Origin of the sequence: Streptomyces sp. NPDC051211, from assembly GCF_040689505.1 — a bacterium.
Classification (GTDB): Bacteria; Actinomycetota; Actinomycetes; order Streptomycetales; family Streptomycetaceae; genus Streptomyces.
The window spans coordinates 157,536-174,580 of the sequence record NZ_JBFBAV010000012.1; the positions used below are offsets into that span (position 1 = coordinate 157,536).

General features: G+C 69.9%; 15 protein-coding genes. 8 read left to right on the top strand and 7 right to left on the bottom strand.

The window, feature by feature from the left end:
* Window positions 1–258 precede the first annotated feature (258 nt).
* Both AB0447_RS15165 and AB0447_RS15170 read left to right on the top strand, forming a co-directional pair.
* The gene (locus tag AB0447_RS15165; protein ID WP_366477077.1) at window positions 259–1,713 is read left to right on the top strand and encodes an MFS transporter; all 1,455 of its coding nucleotides are present in this window, start codon (window positions 259–261) and stop codon (window positions 1,711–1,713) included.
* Between the two features lie 342 nt (window positions 1,714–2,055).
* Window positions 2,056–3,051, top strand: coding sequence for an L-threonylcarbamoyladenylate synthase (locus AB0447_RS15170; protein WP_366477078.1), 996 nt, complete (start codon window positions 2,056–2,058; stop codon window positions 3,049–3,051).
* Between the two features lie 137 nt (window positions 3,052–3,188).
* Here the strand turns inward: AB0447_RS15170 and AB0447_RS15175 are convergent, their stop codons facing one another.
* On the bottom strand, window positions 3,189–3,830 hold the full coding sequence (locus tag AB0447_RS15175) for a carbonic anhydrase (protein WP_366477079.1): 642 nt from the start codon (window positions 3,828–3,830) through the stop codon (window positions 3,189–3,191).
* Window positions 3,831–4,776: 946 nt separating this feature from the next.
* Here AB0447_RS15175 and AB0447_RS15180 point away from each other — a divergent pair.
* Window positions 4,777–5,511 (top strand): hypothetical protein, encoded by a 735-nt coding sequence (locus AB0447_RS15180; RefSeq protein WP_366477080.1) that lies wholly within the window; start codon window positions 4,777–4,779, stop codon window positions 5,509–5,511.
* 38 nt (window positions 5,512–5,549) lie between these two features.
* Here AB0447_RS15180 and AB0447_RS15185 read toward each other — a convergent pair whose 3' ends face one another.
* Entirely contained in the window at window positions 5,550–6,545 is a 996-nt protein-coding gene (locus AB0447_RS15185) for an abortive infection family protein (protein WP_366477081.1), read from the bottom strand.
* Between the two features lie 281 nt (window positions 6,546–6,826).
* Between AB0447_RS15185 and AB0447_RS15190 the strand changes: the two genes are divergently transcribed.
* The 4 genes from AB0447_RS15190 (at window position 6,827) to AB0447_RS15205 (ending at window position 10,343) form a co-directional block, all read left to right on the top strand.
* Window positions 6,827–7,633: a maleylpyruvate isomerase family mycothiol-dependent enzyme gene (locus AB0447_RS15190; protein ID WP_366477083.1), complete on the top strand. Its 807-nt coding sequence runs from the start codon at window positions 6,827–6,829 to the stop codon at window positions 7,631–7,633.
* A 698-nt stretch (window positions 7,634–8,331) separates the two neighbouring features.
* Window positions 8,332–8,835 (top strand): hypothetical protein, encoded by a 504-nt coding sequence (locus AB0447_RS15195; RefSeq protein ID WP_366477084.1) that lies wholly within the window; start codon window positions 8,332–8,334, stop codon window positions 8,833–8,835.
* A 156-nt stretch (window positions 8,836–8,991) separates the two neighbouring features.
* Window positions 8,992–9,615 (top strand): hypothetical protein, encoded by a 624-nt coding sequence (locus tag AB0447_RS15200; protein WP_366477085.1) that lies wholly within the window; start codon window positions 8,992–8,994, stop codon window positions 9,613–9,615.
* 302 nt (window positions 9,616–9,917) lie between these two features.
* Window positions 9,918–10,343 carry a hypothetical protein gene (locus AB0447_RS15205; RefSeq protein ID WP_366477086.1) on the top strand — a complete coding sequence of 142 codons (426 nt, stop codon included), beginning with the start codon at window positions 9,918–9,920 and terminating at the stop codon, window positions 10,341–10,343.
* A gap of 258 nt (window positions 10,344–10,601) precedes the next feature.
* Here the strand turns inward: AB0447_RS15205 and AB0447_RS15210 are convergent, their stop codons facing one another.
* From AB0447_RS15210 to AB0447_RS15230, 5 genes are all read right to left on the bottom strand, one after another.
* Window positions 10,602–10,883, bottom strand: a complete 282-nt coding sequence (locus tag AB0447_RS15210; protein ID WP_366477087.1) for an ATP-binding cassette domain-containing protein — start codon at window positions 10,881–10,883, stop codon at window positions 10,602–10,604.
* Window positions 10,884–10,905: 22 nt separating this feature from the next.
* Window positions 10,906–11,670, bottom strand: coding sequence for a polyprenyl synthetase family protein (locus tag AB0447_RS15215; protein ID WP_366477088.1), 765 nt, complete (start codon window positions 11,668–11,670; stop codon window positions 10,906–10,908).
* 590 nt (window positions 11,671–12,260) lie between these two features.
* Window positions 12,261–12,761 (bottom strand): maleylpyruvate isomerase N-terminal domain-containing protein, encoded by a 501-nt coding sequence (locus AB0447_RS15220; protein WP_366477089.1) that lies wholly within the window; start codon window positions 12,759–12,761, stop codon window positions 12,261–12,263.
* A gap of 115 nt (window positions 12,762–12,876) precedes the next feature.
* Window positions 12,877–13,767, bottom strand: coding sequence for a DUF4436 family protein (locus tag AB0447_RS15225; RefSeq protein WP_366477090.1), 891 nt, complete (start codon window positions 13,765–13,767; stop codon window positions 12,877–12,879).
* 231 nt (window positions 13,768–13,998) lie between these two features.
* Window positions 13,999–14,607 carry a hypothetical protein gene (locus tag AB0447_RS15230; protein ID WP_366477091.1) on the bottom strand — a complete coding sequence of 203 codons (609 nt, stop codon included), beginning with the start codon at window positions 14,605–14,607 and terminating at the stop codon, window positions 13,999–14,001.
* 1,892 nt (window positions 14,608–16,499) lie between these two features.
* Between AB0447_RS15230 and AB0447_RS15235 the strand changes: the two genes are divergently transcribed.
* Window positions 16,500–16,694, top strand: a complete 195-nt coding sequence (locus AB0447_RS15235) for a hypothetical protein (RefSeq protein ID WP_366477092.1) — start codon at window positions 16,500–16,502, stop codon at window positions 16,692–16,694.
* Window positions 16,695–17,045: the final 351 nt, after the last annotated feature.

Here is a 17,045-nt window from a genome sequence, read left to right on the forward strand (position 1 = left end):
CCTGTTCCCTTGATCCCTTCCCCTCGGCGGACGTGTTCCGCCGGTCGTCGATGTGAGGTGATGACGTATCTCCCAGGCCCGATAGCCGTCCCCTTTCCGGCACGGACAGCACCCTCGCGGTGTCGTACCGACGTGTCGGCATCGACGGCGGCCCCTTCCTCGGCCTGGGCCCGCTCCTGCTCTTCCTGTGCGCCGTCGGCGTACGCGGCCCGGCCTGCCCGTATCCCCGACCACCACCGGAACAGGAGTCTTCCTCCCGTGTCGCATGACACCGACCAGACCACCAGCAGCCCGCTGCGCGCCGGATCCACAGCCGGCCGTGCGCGGGCGATCACGCTCGCCGTCGTCCTGACCGCAGAGCTGATGAACGCGCTCGACGGCTCCGTCGTCTACACCGCCCTTCCCTCCATCGCCGCCGACACCGGCGCCACCACCGCGGCCCTTCAGTGGATCGACGCCGCCTACGTCCTGACCTTCGCGCTCGGTTTGATTACCGGCGGCCGGCTCGGCGACCTCTACGGCCGCAGGCGGATCTTCTTGGCCGGTACTGCCGTCTTCACGCTCTCATCGCTTCTGTGCGGGATGGCGAGCGGTCCTGACCTGCTGATCGCCGCCCGGGTGCTCCAGGGCGCGGCGGCCGCGGCGATGGTGCCGCAGGTCCTCGCGACCCTGCATGTCACCTTCGACGAGGGCTCCCGGGCGAAGGCGTTCGGGCTGTACGGAACCGTCATGTCGCTCGGCAGCGTCATCGGCCCCGTCCTGGGCGGTGTCCTGACCCAGGCCGACCTGTTCGGATTGGGCTGGCGGCCCATCTTCCTGATCAACCTGCCCATCGGGATCGCCGCCGTCATCCTCGGCCGACGCTTCCTTCCCGAGTCCCACGACCGCACCGCCCGGCGCCTGGACCCGCTCGGCATGTTCCTGTCCGCGCTCGGCCTGCTGCTGATCACGCTCCCGCTGACCACGGGCGGCGAACACGGTTGGCCCCTCTGGACGTTCGCGATGATGGTCGCCGGCCTGCTCGTCCTGACGGTGTTCCTGGTCCAGCAGAAGACCAAGATGCGCAAGGACGGCTCCCCCCTGGTCGTGCTTTCCCTCTTCACCGGCCGCACCTTCAGTGCCGGGCTCGCCACACAGCTGGCCTTCGGCCTCCTGTCCGGCGTCTTCTTCCTGTCCTGGGTCCTGTTCATGCAGAACGGCCTCGGCCTCACCCCGGGCCAGGCCGCCGTCGGCTTCGTTGCCGCCTCACTCGGCGAGATGGGCGGCGCCTGGCTCGCCATGAGCCTCGTTGCCCGCTACGGACGAGCCGTGCCCCGGGCCGGAGCCCTCCTCGCCGCCGCCACCCTGGTCGGCTACCACCACCTCATCACCGCCCAAGGCACCGGCATGGGAACCGCGCTCGCCGCGGCCCCGATGCTCGCCGTCGGCTTCGGCCTCGGCATGATCGGGGCCCCTCTCGCCGACCTCACCCTCGGCAAGGTCGCCCACCGCCACGCGGGATCGGCCTCCGGCCTCTTCAACACCGCCACCCAGCTCGGCATCGCGCTCGGCACCGCCTTGACCACCGTCATCTTCTTCACCCACATCAGCGCCGGTACCCGCGGCCCCGCCGTGAGCACCGCCTTCACCGACAGCCTCTGGTACGTCATCGGCACACTCATCACGATGTGGGCGCTGATGCTCCTGCTACCCAAACCGACCCGCACCAGCTGACGGGCGACGGGCGACGGTGCCCGCACCGTCGCCCGTCCCACGGCCTTGGGGAACATCGGTACAGTGGCCGGTGAGGATGATCATGGTCGGCCGGCCCTCCCGCCGGGCCCGCCCTCCCGCCGGGCCCGCATTCGCCGCCCGGGCGATCCACTTTCGCCCGAGGTGGTCCACCTCCGACAACGTCTCCAGGACCAGGTCCTCCGCTCCACGGGGACCGAGTAGTCAGCAAAGATCATCCCGGGCGGGTTTCTGACGTACGTGGGTCATGCCCTGGTTCGTTCTCATGTGCCGACGAGACCACGGAAGGTGGAGAGCGGGATCAGTGAGAGGATTGCGAGGGTGATGGCAAGAACCACTGACATCGAAAAGGCAGCCGGTGTGCTGCGCGCCGGGGGCCTGGTGGCCTTCCCGACCGAGACCGTCTACGGCCTGGGCGCCAACGCCGAGGACCCGGCCGCCGTCGGGCGGATCTTCCAAGTCAAGGGGCGTCCACCCTCCCACCCGCTGATCGTCCACATCGGCGGCGCGGAGCAGCTGGACGACTGGGTCGAGGACGTGCCCGCGACCGCGCGCCTGCTGGCCGAACACTTCTGGCCGGGGCCCCTGACGCTGGTCCTGCGGCGCGGTCGCCGGGTGCCCCTCGAAGCGACGGGTGGCCTGGAGACGGTGGCCGTGCGCGTGCCCGACCACCCCGTTGCACTCGCGCTGCTGTCGGCCTTCGGCGGCGGTGTCACGGCCCCGTCCGCCAACCGCTTCGGCTCGGTCAGCCCCACCACGGCGAACCACGTCCGTGCCGAGCTCGGCGATGCCGTCGACTTCGTGCTGGACGGCGGGCCCTGCGCGGTCGGCGTCGAGTCGACCATCGTCGACACCACGGGCGATACCCCGAGCGTCCTTCGGCCCGGCGGGGTGACGCGCGAGGACCTCGAAGCGGTGCTGGGGTATCCGCTTGCGGTCCCTACGGCGAGCCGGGTCCGGGTGCCGGGCCAGCATCCGTCCCACTACGCGCCGCGGGCGCGGGTCGTCCTCGTCGAGCCCGAGAAGGTCGTCGCCGAAGCGGAGCTCGCGCAGGAGCTGGGGCACCAGGTCGGCGTCTTTCTCCCTGCCTCCTTCGCCGACGCTCAGGTGAAGGCGCACGCCGTGGTGGCCCTCCCCGGTTCGATGGCCGCCTACGCCCGCGGGCTGTACGGGTTCCTGCGCAAACTCGACCAGCAAGGGTGCGACCTCATCGTCGCGTCCCTGCCGGTGGAGGAGGGGCTGGGACTCGCGATCGCCAACAGGCTCCGCCGCGCCGCCGGACCCCGGCCCTCGTCCACCGGCAACGCCCCTCGACAGTGATCACGGTTCCCCACCCGTGGCACCCCTCGCAGTCCGCAGCAAGGGCCAAGCCGGCACGAGGCACGGGACAGGAGCGTGACCGGCTCCGTCAGCCGTGCGCGGCATGACGTGGCTGTGCGACGGCCGGCGGGCTGCGGTCACGATGCGGAGTCGGCGGTGACGTCGAGGCCACGGGTGGTGACCAGGTGGGCGCTGCCGTCGGCCAGCCGGTAGGACAGGCCCACCACGGCAGTCTGTCCGGCCTTCACCTGGTCGGCGAGCACCCGGGAGCGGTCCAGCAGCAGGTCGACGGTGTGCCGTACGTGCTCGGCAATGACGTCGCTGTCCTCGGTCAGCCCGGCGGCGCGGGCGGCCAGCACGCTCGGCGTGACCCGCTCGATGACGTCCCGAACGTACCCGGGCGCGGCCACCCCGTCCTCCACCGCCGCACGGGTGGCCGCGACCGCACCGCACGAGTCGTGGCCGAGCACCACCACCAGGGGGCAGTTCAGCACGCTCGCCCCATACTCGATGCTGCCCAGCACCTCCGGCCCGGTCACGTGGCCCGCAGTGCGGACCACGAACAAGTCACCGAGCCCCCGGTCGAAGATGATCTCGGCGGCCAGGCGGGAGTCGGAGCAACCGAAGAGCACCGCGAAGGGATTCTGGGCCGGTGCGATTTCGGAGCGGCGTGCGGCGTCCTGGTTGGGGTGCTCCGGTGTTCCCGAGACGAATCGCTGGTTGCCGGCCAGCAGCATCTCGAAGGCTTGCGCGGGAGTCGGCGTCGAGGTGTCAGTCATGGTCGCAGACTACGACGAGGCCCAGGTCACCGCGCCATGAGGGGTGAGCCCCGCCGCTGCCCATCGGCAGTCCCAGACGCCGGGCGAGGGCGGCCTCAGCCCGGACCCTCAACACGCGGCGGAGCCACTCACCCCGGTGGAGCTGTTCGCGCTGCCCGTTGATCCACTCCACGGCGGACCTCCTCGCTGATCAGCCCCCAGCCGACCAACGACCACCGCCCCAGCGAGGGTGCGAACCCCGCCACCCGAACGCACGAGACGCTTCCAGCGCACTCCGGCTCACCTTTCAGGACTTCAAGATCATCCCGTGGCCCCTTTGAGGCTGATCTGGGCACACGTCACCCAGGAGCTCGGCGACCTGGACCTCGGCCCGCCCCGACCTGTCCCATCAGATCAAGATCAATCTCGGCGCCTGCCGCTGTATCGATGTCCCGAGGCAACCGGTCCCGTGCTGTCCGTTCTCAGGTTCTGGCTCACTTTCCGTGGAGCGTGCACGCTCAGTGACGGTGATCGAGCGAGCCCTGGCGAAGCTGCCCGGAATTGTCCCGTCCTGGGTGGGTATGGCTGACCCCGCTGATGTGCCCAGCGGCGGCAGGCGGGTCGCACTCTGTTTACGCGTCCGCAGGTTCCTCTGCCCGGTCATCGTGCGGACGCCGGATTCGCGGAACAGCTGCCAGGGTTGACCCGGCGTTATGGCAGGCGGACCGAGCGGCTGCGGTCGACGTTGGCCGCGGTCGGCCTCGCGCTCGCCGGCCGGGCCGGTGCCCGGCTGGCCAGAGTACGGAGTGCCCGTCAGCCGCAGCACAGTGCTACGGCTGGTCGAGGCATTGCCCGACCCTCAGGTTCCGGCTCCACGGGTGGTCGGGGTCGATGAGTATGCGACCCGAAAGGGTCGCAACTACGGGACCATCCTGGTCGACGTGGGAAGCCGGCGGCCGGTGGACCTGTGCCCGATCGGGAGGCATCCAGCCTGGCCGCTTGGCTCGCGAAACGGCCAGGGATCGAGGTGGTCTGCCGCGATCGCGCACCGTTCTTCGCCGAAGGCGCCACCGTCGCCCCAGGCGGTGCAGGTGGCGGACAGGTGGCATCTCTGGCACAACTTGAGCGAGGCCGCCGAGCGATGCGTCGCCGACCACCGGGGCTGCCTCCGGGTTCTGGCAACGATCCTGCCCAGGCAGCCCCTGAGCCTGACAAGGCCCAAGACCCGACCGGCTCGCCTTGGCCCACCGGCCACCGCTTCGCCGACCGCACCCGCGCCAAGCACACGACCGTCCACGAACTGCTGGCCGCCGGGCTCAGCCGGAGGGCGATCGGCCGCCAGCTCCACATGACATCCCGGACCGTGAAGCTCTTCGCTGACGCAGCTACCCCGGAGGACCCTTTCCGAGGGCATTGGCAGGGCCGACCAGACACCCCCGGTCAGCAAGCTATCCGGGCCAAAATCGACGAGCTGGGCCTGGGCGAAGTTGCGATCACAGCAGCCCGAAGCTTCAACAAGGTCGAGGCGGCCAACGTTCTCAGCTTCTGCTTGGAACCCTTCTTCGATCACCTCAGCGAGCAGCTCAATGAGGTCATAATTGAGCACATGGCTGGAGTCTTCCGCCGCCCCGGAGAACTGGACTCGGCTGAGGACTTAATGGCCGGGTGGCTGGCCGCGATTCAGCACGCTGGAGAGCAGTAGCGGGCTACGGCCAGCGCCCGCGGTAGGGGCCTCGTTGCTCAAGACGCCGGATCCGGCGCGTGCGCGGAGAGGGTGTCGGCGATTTCGTTCCACATGGGGCGTACGTCGGCAGGCATCTTCGGCAGCGCATCCCGCATGGACTGGATGACATCCGCGTGTCGCCCCTGGAAGCGGAAGGACCAGGACGCGGACCCCAAAAGCGGGCGAAGTTCCGCGAGCACGGCAGCAGGATCGGTGTGGTGCTGCAAGAGCTCGGCAGCACAGTCCGCGCTGGCCGCGGGGTACGCGTCGACCTGGTTGTCGCGGTTGATGAACAGCCCCTCGATGACGCCTGTCCGGTAGGCGTCAGGCCACCGGTCCGGGTTCGTCGAGCAGGCTCGGACACCATCGATCCGTACGGTCCACGTCTCGTTAGCCGTGCGCCGACCGACCGCAACACCGAGGCGCCGTTGCTCCGGCTCCTTCAGACCGAGGATGTTCGCCGCTTCCAGACGCTCCGCGAGTTCCCCGCTGTGGAAGTTGGCCCTTTCGAGATCGCTGACGAGCTGAGTGACATTGCCCAAGAACACCGTTGTATGACGCGCCAGGACCCATCGAATCCACACCGGAGCGGCATGCACGCACGCCTCAGCCACCTCCACAGTGACCTTGTGGATGTCGGCGCGACCATGGCCGGTGCCGTACCGGTTCCGCACCTCCGCGAGCTGCGTAGCCATCTTCCGCGCGTTGTCGGGTATCGCCCGCAGCACGTCGTTCGGCGGCAGGTTTTCCCTGATGGCATGGGCGACGATGCGGTGCGCCGCGCTGAGAAGCGCGCTGTACGAAGCGTTGTCGGCATAGACCTCGCCGTTCGCTGCGATGGTGACCCGGGCTACGGACTCGGTCAGCTCCTTGGCCGCCCCAACGACAAGTGCAAAGTCTTCTGCTTCAACCGCACGCCCGACGCGTTGGTACGCGTCGGAGATGGCGTCCCAGTGTCCTGACTGGACCCGTTCCGGCCGTGGGAGCGGCTCCTGTACCAAGACCCTGATCACCGTAGGCCTCCTTCTCGAACGATGCCCGCAGCCACCAGGTGCCCTGGGCGGCCGTGCCTGACGTTGTCCTTCCGGCGTCATTCTGGCAAGCCCGCGGCGGACGGCTGCGGGCTGTGGGCCGGGAGGGGCTGCCGCCCTCTCGCGCTCTCCCGCACCATCCCGCCGTCGTGCCGGACACGCCCCCAGCACCCTCGTCGTGCGCGATGCGAACCCTGCTGGGGTGGCTGGGGTTTCGACGCGACTGTGAAAATCGCTGTCCGATCACCGGAGCACGGTGATAGATGTCCGGCGTGGAAAAGAATCTTGAGTTCCCTGACCTGCTGCGACTGATCGACGAACGGTCGACCGCCTTCCGCACCGCGGTCGCTGCCGCGCCCAGTCTCGACGCACGGGTGCCGACCTGCCCCGGGTGGACGCTGTTCGATCTGGTGAAGCACCTGGGTGGGGGAGACCGTTACTGGGCCGCCATCGTCGGCGCGGGGCCTGCCGACGCTCCCCCGGCCGAGGCCACCGCTGCGCGCGCCGCTCTGGAAGTGCCGCGGGAGCGTGAGGCCCTGCTGGCCTGGCTGGCCGCGTCGACGCAGCTTCTGCTGAGCGCCCTGCGCGAGGCAGGACCGGACGCCGGCTGTTGGGCGTGGTGGAGTGGCCTGCAGACGCCGCGGACCTCTGGCGGAGTCGCCCGGCACCGGGTCCAGGAGAGCGCGGTGCACACCTACGACGCCCAGCTCGCCGCGGGCGCCGCGCAGCCGCTGCCGGCCGAGGTCGCCCTCGACGGTGGCGAGGAGTTCCTGTTCACCTGCGTCGCGACGCCCAGCGCCTGGCCGCACAAGCCCACGGCCTTCGACTTCCACACCGCCGAGGGCCGCTCCTGGCGCCTCACGGTCGACGGCGACGGCGCACGCTCCACCCGCATCCCTGCGCCCACTGCCGTGACCGGCGAGGACTCGGAGGCAGCCGGCGCCTCCATCCATGGCACGGCCAGTGAGTTGGTCCTCTACTTGTACGACCGTATCTCCGCCGACTCCTTGCACGTTGACGGAGACGCAGGGCTGCTCGACCTGCTCCGCGCCTGGGAGCCGGAGGAGTAGGACGTAGCGGGGGCGGTTGGCCGCGCCTCGAGCCGGTAGGACAGGACACGACTCTTCGCCAGGTTCGTCAGTCGCAGCACCGGGCTCAAACCCGCGAGGCGGCCTCGGGACATCACCAAGCCGACCGTCTACCCGGTCAGAGCTCGAACTCACGACCTCCGCACGATCAGAGACGAGTACACCGATAGCCGGGCAACCGCCGACCGGCTCGCTCTCCGTATCCAGCGAGTCGGCGGTTCTGCGTCGAGACCGACCCTGGCCGCGCTCCTGGTCCCACGAACCCGCCAGATGATCATTCGTCAGGTAGGCCATGGGTAGCCGCTCTCCTCGCCAACCCGCTCAGCGGCGACCGCCGCTCAAGCCATCGGTGTACCCACCGCCTGTTCCAGCGCGGGGAATCCAAGTGAGCATGTCCGGCCTGCACCTGAGCGGCGGGTGGGGAAATAGGCTGTGGCGGATATTTCGTGACGGCCACTGTGCCGTCCAGAAGAAGGGGGGCCTGTCCGAAGGTGACCTTCGCCGAGCAGGTGCCAGGGCTGACCGCGTGCTACCAGCGCCGGACGCCGCGCCGCCGCGAGCTGGTCGGCAGCCTCGCCCCGACCTCGGCCGGCAGGTAGGCCCCGGCCTGAAGTGTCCGTAGAACCCGGCACAGTCGATAGCGTCCCTCCGAGTCGTATGTGATCCAACCGGAGGGACGAATGGCCGAGGCCATCAGCGAGCAGGCAGACCAGACCGGTGACGCAACGAACCCACCATCTGACGCGGAGGGTGGCGCCCCACATGATGAGGCCGCACCGCCTGCCGGTGCCGGGCGCATCGTTGAGCAGCGGCCAGCACCAGAGGAAGAAGGGGAAGCCGTCGGAGAATCCTCCGCCCCCAATGGCGAGGAGGAGGAAGAGGCCACGCCGACGTCCGAGCCGGACAGGCGGGTTGCAGCCCGCGAGCCTTCTCCGAAAGGTCAGCTCGTCGTTCAATGGGCCCAGACACGGATGGCAGGCGTAGCCGCCCTGGCAGCAATCGGCGCACTCATCTACACCGCGCAAACTACCCGCGCCACAGTGGAGACAGTCGACCTCACTGCCAAGGGGCAGATCACCGAGCGGTACACGGCGGCAGTGGGCCAGCTCGGCGACGACGAACTTGCGGTACGGCTCGGCGGCATCTATGCCCTGGAGCGTTCGGGGCGTCGGTGGGCCGGATGACTGCGCCGGGAACGGCGCCGTTGGCGGTGCTGGAGGAGTGCGGGTGTACGAGGCGCGCGGGGGCGGCGCACCCTTTAGGCTGTGCACCGGTCGGCTCCAGGCGTGGGGCCCCAGGGGGCGGGGAACAGGGTGTCCGTAGAACGTCATATTGCGGGGATGCTCCAGCAGATCGCTCGTCAGCAGGACATCGTCGAGATCGCCGCCCAGGGCTCCACGCGGAAGGCGGCCGCCTTGGCGCACGTGGCGGAGCAGTACGGCTACATGTACGGCATGGCGTACAGGACCGGGTTCAAGAACTCGCTCGTCCAGGTCCGGATGTACCGGGACCCGCAGCCCGACGCGCGCGTCCGCGAGGCGGCCACCATCACCGCCCATCCCCAGGCGGGCAACGGCGGGACAGCGCCGGGGCTGGAGCAGGGCTCGCTGAAGCCGCTCCCCGAAGCGGTCGGTGCCGTGGCCGTGCTGAAGGACCTCATCACCTTCGACGTCATGGCCATGTACGTCGCCGACCGGAGCCAGAAGGTGAAGGGCTACCTCGCCTGCGCGGTCCTGACCGTCCTCCTCCTCATCGACAGGTCGCCGGTCGAAGCAGTCGCCTCCGGCGCGGCGGTCGCGCTGCTCTTCACCGTGGCGTTCAAGGTGGGCGCGATCCGCCGCGGGAAGATCGCACAGCGGCTGACGGACGCCGGGTTTATTGCGGTGCGCGACGAACAGGGCGGCCGGCGGTTCCTGCGCCCGGGGCAGCAGTTGCCCGGCCACACCAACCCGTTCGCCGCCTGAGGCCCTGGTCTGCGGCGCAGGCAGGTATGGGACACCGCTGGGCAGCTGCCGCCGACCGGGCTCGCCCGGCTGGCGGCTTCACCGGGCGGTGGTGGAGGCCGCCGACCTGGAGGCGGTCCGGGCGGCGCTGCGGGGTCCTATGGGTGCGGAGTGGGCTGCGGACCGGTTGACGGAGAGCCCTGGGGGCGCCGTTGCGGTGCCGTCCGCGGGTGACCGCGGCGGCGGTCGGCCACCTCGCCGGGGCCCGGCCTGCTGGTCCGCCTCGGTGGGGACGCCGAATCCCCGACGTCCACCCGGACCAGGTGGCCGTCCTCGCGCGCCGCCGGGACCTGCAGGCCCTGCTCGACCGGCACGTCCCCCTCGGCCCACACCAGGCCGCCCGCCGGCTCGGCGTCCGCCACGTCGACTTCGACGCCGCGGTGCGGCTCGGGTTCGTCTCACCAGTGGGCTCGGTAGAGATCGACTACAGGCGGCAGGGCGGCGTCACGGTGGTACCGCTGTACTCCGCCGAGGAGGTCGCCCTGCCCCCCTGTCCGCCCCTGGGTCGAAATGACAATCCTCTGTGGCTGGAGGTCTACCGTCTGGGCACCGACAAGGAAGGCAACGCACCCTGCTTCCTCGTCGTCCTGTCGAATAGCGGCTATTACGAAGTGCTGTACGCCGAGAGTGCGCCCGCCCTAATGGACTCCAGTCGCGATGGGCGCCGGCGATCCAGGCGGCTGCCGTGACCGACCTTCTCGGACGGCTTGACGACAGCAGGTCGCAGTGACCACCTGGTCGACCGGCAGAAGATGCCCCGCGAGCGCCTTCGGGCGGAACTGGCCGCCTTCACGGCCAGGGTCCTGAGCAGCTCCGGTGCCGGCTCCGACTCCAGTGGCGGCTCCGGCTCCGGCCCCAGTGCCGGCGGGTCGCATGCCCGACAGTGAGCCGGACTGCGGCCCCGCGGCAGTCCCGGAGTCCCGGCGGTCTCGTGCAGTGCGACCACCTCAACTTCTGCCGGGTGCCGCCACTGAGCCGCTCCACTCGCACGTGCCGGTACTCGGTGAAATGCAGTCCTCCAACAGTTCCTCCGCACGGACGGTGCTCTGCAGCCGGTAGGCCCTCTGGAACCAGCGCAGGTGCTGCTCGACGGTGAGCGCCTCGTTGGGCACCGCCTCCTGCGGGCAGTGCCCCAGCGAACCGCGGTGCTCCACTTCGCCTGCATCGGCGGCGATCTGCCAGCACAGCACGCGCAGCAGGGTGCTCGTGCCCGAGCCGTTCTCGCCCACGACTCCCGCCAGCGTGCCCGGCTCAAGGCAGAGCGAGACGCCCTGCAGCACACGACGCGACCGGTAGGCCTTGTGGACGTGGTGCACGCGCAGGGCGTACGCACGGGGCGGCACCGTCGGTCTCCTCTTCGTACGCGGAACGTGGCGCGGGCTCGTACGGGGCGGTCGCCGTCATCGTCTGCGGCGGGAAAGGCAGTCGACGAGTGCGAGCCATTGCTGCCGGGTTCTCGGGGACGCCCTCGTCCAGAGCGGAAAGAGCCGATGCCACGTACCGGCCGGCTGCCTCCTCGGCCTGTTCACGGCTGCCGGTGGCCTCCAACAGGCCCATGACCTCGGGGACAGCGGCCGGGGCCACCGGTGCGGCGGCGAGTAGATCGGCAACCTGCCGGCCTTCGGCGGTAGGCGACTGCGCGGCCAGGACGAGCGGCAGCGTCTTCTCGCGCAGCAGGTCCGTGCCGACACCCAGGGGCCGGCCCTCCAAGGCGAGGTCCTCCGCCTGACCGTCCACCATCTGCTCCACGGCCACCACCAGGTCTTCGGTGGCCGCGCGAGCGCCCGGCGCCTGCGCCCGCACGACCGTGGCGACAGCCTGGACGACCAGAGCGTCCCCGGCGAGCACAGCGGCACCGGTACCGAACCGGGCCCAAGCGGCCGTCTTGCCCCGCCGCTCGGTGTCGCCGTCCATGACGTCGTCGTGGAGCAGCGAAAGCTGGTGCACGAGCTCCACGGCCGTACCGGCAATCGCAGCGAAGCGCTCCGGTGCGCCGACAGAGCGGACCGAAAGCACGCAAGCGCGGCCCTGACCCGTTTACCCACCCTGAACACCGCTTCAGAGGAGTCACCGGCATCGGCATCCCACCCCGGGTGGTAGCGGCACACGGGCCAGGGACGGGTGCAACCGCGCCACGGCCGCGCGCAGAGGGGGATCGACGAGCTCCGTCCCCCTCCTCGACAGCCCCTCACCGGCCGCCCCGGACCCAGCCGCGTTCAGCAAGCCGGTGCCGTGCGCCGATGTGTGTCATCAGTCCCGCGGCCCCGCCCGGTCGTCCAGCATGGTCGTTTCGTCTCTCCGCCCGGCTAACGACAGGGCCCGTCGACGGTTGCGACTGGCGCGGCCCGCGGCGGAGCCCTTCTGCCGACGAGTCATCACGCTCAAGGCCGCCGGGGGCGACCGACAACCAGTACTCCCTGCGACTCAACCCAGCGTGATCCACCGGATGCCCAGGCGGTCAACCTCCGCCGCTTCCTCCCCGGTGATCGGATCACGTCCCGTCGCCTTGCGCAGAAAGCGAAGTCGGCCCCAGCCCAACTTCTCAAGCGTTGCCTCACCGTGCGGGCCGAGCAGGAGATCCCGCACCACGTCCGCGGCCTGCGGGGTCAACCACGGCTTACGCCCCAGCGCGTCGGCCAGGTCCGGCCGTGCACGGCAACCTCGACCACCCTCGTCACCAGGAACTCTGACAGCAGCATCGGATCACCGTGCCGGGTACGGACGACACGCCCGTCCGCCTCGGCACGGCACAAGCGGTCCACCTCCCGCCAGGTAGCGTCGAAACCCTCGACGAGGCCGGCCCCGCCCACACGCCCTGCCGCATGGTCCTGGGCCAGTGCGATTCGAGCCGCATTGGTGTCCGGGGCAAAACGGTCGTCGGGTCGGTAGTACTCCGATGCCGACACCTCGGCGCGGACCGGCGCCTGCGCGGCCAACATGCCGGGCACCCAGGCAATCACGACCTGGACGTGCCCCAGCAGCTCGGCCACCGTCCACGGGGCACACCGGGTCGGCAGATGCCACTCGGCCTGCGAGACGCCGGTCATCTCCTGGACCAGTTGCCCGGCTTCCACACGGAACGCTTCACGTACCCGCCCCTGATCCATGCCGATCAAGCTACCCGACCCGGTGGCTCGGCCGGCGCCGCTGCGGAACCCCCACAGAAGAGGCTCAAACGCGGAGTTCACCGCTCCGTCCAGGCCCTCGACTCGCTGACTCCGGTCACCGGGTGTGGTGGGTGTCGTCTGGGTGGAGGGCGGCGCGGACGCCGGTGAGGACCACGGCGATCAGGCAGAGGGCGATGATGGTCTCTGCCCACAGGAAGGCCATCCAGTCCATCGCGCAGCCGATCGGGGGTGTGCCGGGGGCCGTGTTGCGGAACGCTGACAGAGCGAACAGGGTGGCGGCCATCCAGGCAAGGGCGGGCCAGACCAGGCCCTCGCGTCGGGTCGTCAGGTACCAGGCCCCGATGATCACGGACGCCGCGAGCGCCCACATCACGACGATCATGAAGACCGCGAAGACGAGCAGGCTGCCGGATCGGGACAGCTCCACCCGCACGACGGCCGCCTGCGGGAAGGGCGTGGGTGTCGCGGAGATGGAGAAGAGCACGTCGTTGTTGGAGAACAGCAGCCGCACCGGCACCTGCTTGCCACCCAGCAGTGCTCTGAAGCCGATGTCGGTCTCGTAGGTGTCGAACGGGTAGTCGCTGATCGATCCGTCTGCGAGCGCGACCTGCACGTCCCTGGTCGCGAGCCGCTCGTGCGCCTCGAACTCCAGGTCGCCGAGCGTTGCCACGGACGTCTGGAGGCTCAGGTCGGCCACCGGGGCGGTCTCCTCCTCCTCGCCGAGGGTGCCGCGCGGGGCGACCCGGACCCGCAGTACCAGCTCTCTGGCCGCTGCGTCGACGCTTTGGACGGTGGCCTCCACGTCCACCCGGTCGCCGGCTGCGGACCCTACCGTTCGGACCGTGTCGATCGCCTCCCGCTCGGTCAACTGCAGCCACGACCCCACGGATACCGTCACCAGGATCAGGACCGCGATGGGAAGCAGGACCGGCAGGATCGACGCCCGGGAGCGGCGTGGGCGAGGTGGGTTCGAGGCAGGGGTCATGGTGACTCCGACGGGAGACGCGGGGCGGTGGCCGCAGGTGCGATCCTCGTCGACGGGGCCGCCGATCCACCGCATCTGAGCGGGCGTGTCGGCATCGACCGGACAGCCCGGTTCCTCGCCCCTTCCAGGTCCGCCCCGAAGGCACCCTGCCGCATTTCCCGACCGGGAGTGAACACCCTCCCCGCAGCGGCCCCGCCCCACGCAGGTTGCCCCAGTAGGCGGTCCGAGCCCTCAGTAGAGGCGGTTGACGACGTTCTTGACCGTGACGCTCTTGAAGTAGTCGACCGGCGGGGCGCTCCAGTTGCTCTCCCACTCGATGAGCGTGACGGTGTCGCCGTCGCGGCCCACACCGAACAAGTGGTTGTGGTGGTTGTCGTTGAAGGTGTAGGTGACACGCATGCCCTGGACGGTGGCTCCTTCTTCCACATCCACAGCCCCGTAGTCGTAGGCCGTTTCGATGGTGTCGGGGCTGTCGTCGCGGTTGGTGGGGCAGTCCGCGTAGACCTGGCGCGCGTAGGCCGCGAACGCGATCGCCTCCGCCTCCGTCTGGAACACGACGGTGGTCTGGCCGCCACTGGCCGTTTCGGATGTGCTGACCGATCGGCTCCAGACGTTGACCTCGGGCACGGGCCAGGACCGGCCACACGCGGGGGAGCGCCAGCCTCGCGCGGCCGGCACCCCGTACCAGGTCGTGCCGTCCTTCGGCATGTCGGAGAGGTAGACCATGCCCGGCCGGGGCCGCCATTCGACAGCGACGGCCTCGGACCCTGAAGCCACCGCCAACAGCGCGGCAGCCACGGCCGCCGTGACCAGGCCACGCGCCCGCATCCGTATTGCCATGTGATCCCCCCGGTAGATGTGTGCTCCGACGGCCGTCGCCCCCCCGGGTACCCAGCCGTGAATTCAGCCTGCCACCCGCCCTGTCGCACAAGGTTCTCGCGAGGCGAGATGGCGCGGACTCCCCTTGTTTGTGACCGGAAGGGCCGCCAGGTGTGTGCCTTCTGCTTCGTGATCCGCAGCGTCAGGGTCGGTGCCCACCCGTCAACCTGCACAGACCGCACCCTCACGCCGTTCACCGGGCGTCATCGTACGGGCGCCACTCCGCAGAAGGGGGCCCCACACCGTGCCTGGTCCGACGAAGCCTTGTCAGACCTCCGTGGTGCACTGTTTTTGATCCAGAGAACATCCATGGGGGAGGCGCGTCATGGGAGCCGGTTCGTACGACGCACCGTACGAGGAGGTCCATGGGGCGGCGGTGGCCGCAGTCGACCTCCTGCGTCGCCTGGCGGCCGAACAGCACGAGGGCGCCGCTCCGCTGCCCACCGATACCGAGGTCGTGCGCTTCCTGTGGCGTACGCATCGCGCCCCACCCGACTCCTCCGGCCGACGGGTCCGAGGCACTGGGGCAGTTGCGGCGCGACGTGGCGGCCGGCCAACTCGCGCCTCACCGCCGCTCGGGCCACGTCCGCCGGCTGTCGGCGGCCTTCGAGGCCGGGACGCTCACGGCGTCGGACGTCATCGCATGCTGCGCGTGCTCGGCACCTCGACGATGCTCTCCTTCGGACGTGGATCCGGTTGTTCACCACCCGGCAGAAGATCGCGCACTCGCCGCGGAGTTCGGCGAGGCTGTCGTACTCCTTGCGCAGATTCGCCGTGGTCGGCACCAGATTCGCCTTCGCGATGCGGACCGTGGCCTCCGACCCGCCCTTCGACTCGGGGTCGAACGGGACGCAGGTGTGGACCTGCATCCCGTAATGGCGTCCCGTCACGACGACTTCGGGGTGGCGGACCGCGACGCCGGCGACCAGGTCGATCGTCACCGTCTTCTCGTTGTCGGTCAGCGCATAGGTCGGAGCCCCGCCGATCGCCCGCAAAGTAGAGTCGATGCAGGCCACCAGGGTCGGAAGAGTACGGTCCAGGTCGGGATCACCACCCGGAAACGCGACCAGGCCACCTTCGGCATGAAGGGGTCAATCATCTTCGGGCGCCGGACCGGACCGGTGACCGGCCGACCGGTGTCCCTCATCCGTGCGTACCTCCGCACGGTCTTCGGATCGACCCCCGCCAGCGCAGCCGCGGAATGCGCACACTCGGTGGCGTCCAGGGCCTCGAAGATTTCCATGATCGCCCTGTCAGACTTCTTCAACTGTCCGCTCTCAGTTGATCCATGTAATGGCAAGTACCGCCCCCTCCTTTCCCGACAGGCGCATGTCCGTCCTTGTCTGCGCCCCGTGCCGGAGCCGGCCACCAGCAACGGCCACCGCTCTGGCTCGCCGCTGCATGACCTGATGCCTCAGCCGCATCGTGCCGACCCCCGCACTGACCTCAATCATCGAAGCGGAAGCCGTCTGACCCGTGCCCACCCGCCCCGCCGTCCTCAACCGGCCAACCAGCACGCTCCATCACAAGGCCCGGTGGCACAGCGCCGTGACGACGAGGCTCGTCACGCCGTGCCCCCGGCGCGGCACAGCACGGCCACGTCCGTGGAACCCGCGTGTGACGCCGCCGGGGTGAGTCCTCTGCGAGCAGTCCCGGTACCCTGGGAGTCTCACAGCTCATTTCCACGGGTCAGAGCGCTGGGTGGTTGTGCAGGATGGGCGTGTGACCGCTCCTTGACCATCCCGTGGTGTCCTCTGACATGAGACTTTGACCGTGTGTCAGGGGAGTTTGACGACGAGTGGCTTCCTGCCGCCTGGTTTTGACCGTTCGAATGAAGGCAGAGGGTGGGGAACGTGGTTGTTCTGGTGCTGCTCGGTCTATTGGCGCTCGCGGTCGGCGGGTGCGTCTGTGTGGTGTGGGCCGAGCGCGGTGGGCCCCGGTGGGTCCGCGCCGTGTCGACCGTGACGCTCGCTGCGGGCGACGTGGTGCGCCACTCCGACAAGAGCCGGCGCCGAAGGCTGAACCGGAGCGCTGACGGCGGGGAGTAGGAACCGAACCGGGCGGTCGAGGTCACCTGGCAAACGGTCAAGACCACCTGGCAGAGGCAGGCCTGATCCCGCTGGTCCCCTCACTGGCCACCCAGGACGGTCGCCGGCGGCGTGCCGGCAGCGCACGGCCGGGCGCGGGGCGAACGCCCGTGGCCGGCACAGCTGGGAGCGGACGTCCTGGCCGACCACCGCCGCCCCGAGGCATTGCCTGGATTCGTGGAAGAACTGGCCCGACGATGGGCGGCCCGGACCTGGTGCGGCCCGGACCGCACGGCCCGCCGCCCGGCCCGGTTCGGCCCCGGCGCTGCCGGGGCGGCGCCCTACTTATGGAGCACGACTGGTGGCCTCTGC

Coding starts and splice junctions, on each gene's coding strand:
- AB0447_RS15170 (WP_366477078.1), top strand. CDS start 2,056: ATGGCAAGAACCACTGACATCGAAAAGGCAGCCGGTGTGCTGCGCGCC.
- AB0447_RS15175 (WP_366477079.1), bottom strand. CDS start 3,830: ATGACTGACACCTCGACGCCGACTCCCGCGCAAGCCTTCGAGATGCTG.
- AB0447_RS15190 (WP_366477083.1), top strand. CDS start 6,827: ATGTCCGGCGTGGAAAAGAATCTTGAGTTCCCTGACCTGCTGCGACTG.
- AB0447_RS15195 (WP_366477084.1), top strand. CDS start 8,332: ATGGCCGAGGCCATCAGCGAGCAGGCAGACCAGACCGGTGACGCAACG.
- AB0447_RS15200 (WP_366477085.1), top strand. CDS start 8,992: ATGCTCCAGCAGATCGCTCGTCAGCAGGACATCGTCGAGATCGCCGCC.
- AB0447_RS15220 (WP_366477089.1), bottom strand. CDS start 12,761: ATGGATCAGGGGCGGGTACGTGAAGCGTTCCGTGTGGAAGCCGGGCAA.
- AB0447_RS15225 (WP_366477090.1), bottom strand. CDS start 13,767: ATGACCCCTGCCTCGAACCCACCTCGCCCACGCCGCTCCCGGGCGTCG.
- AB0447_RS15230 (WP_366477091.1), bottom strand. CDS start 14,607: ATGGCAATACGGATGCGGGCGCGTGGCCTGGTCACGGCGGCCGTGGCT.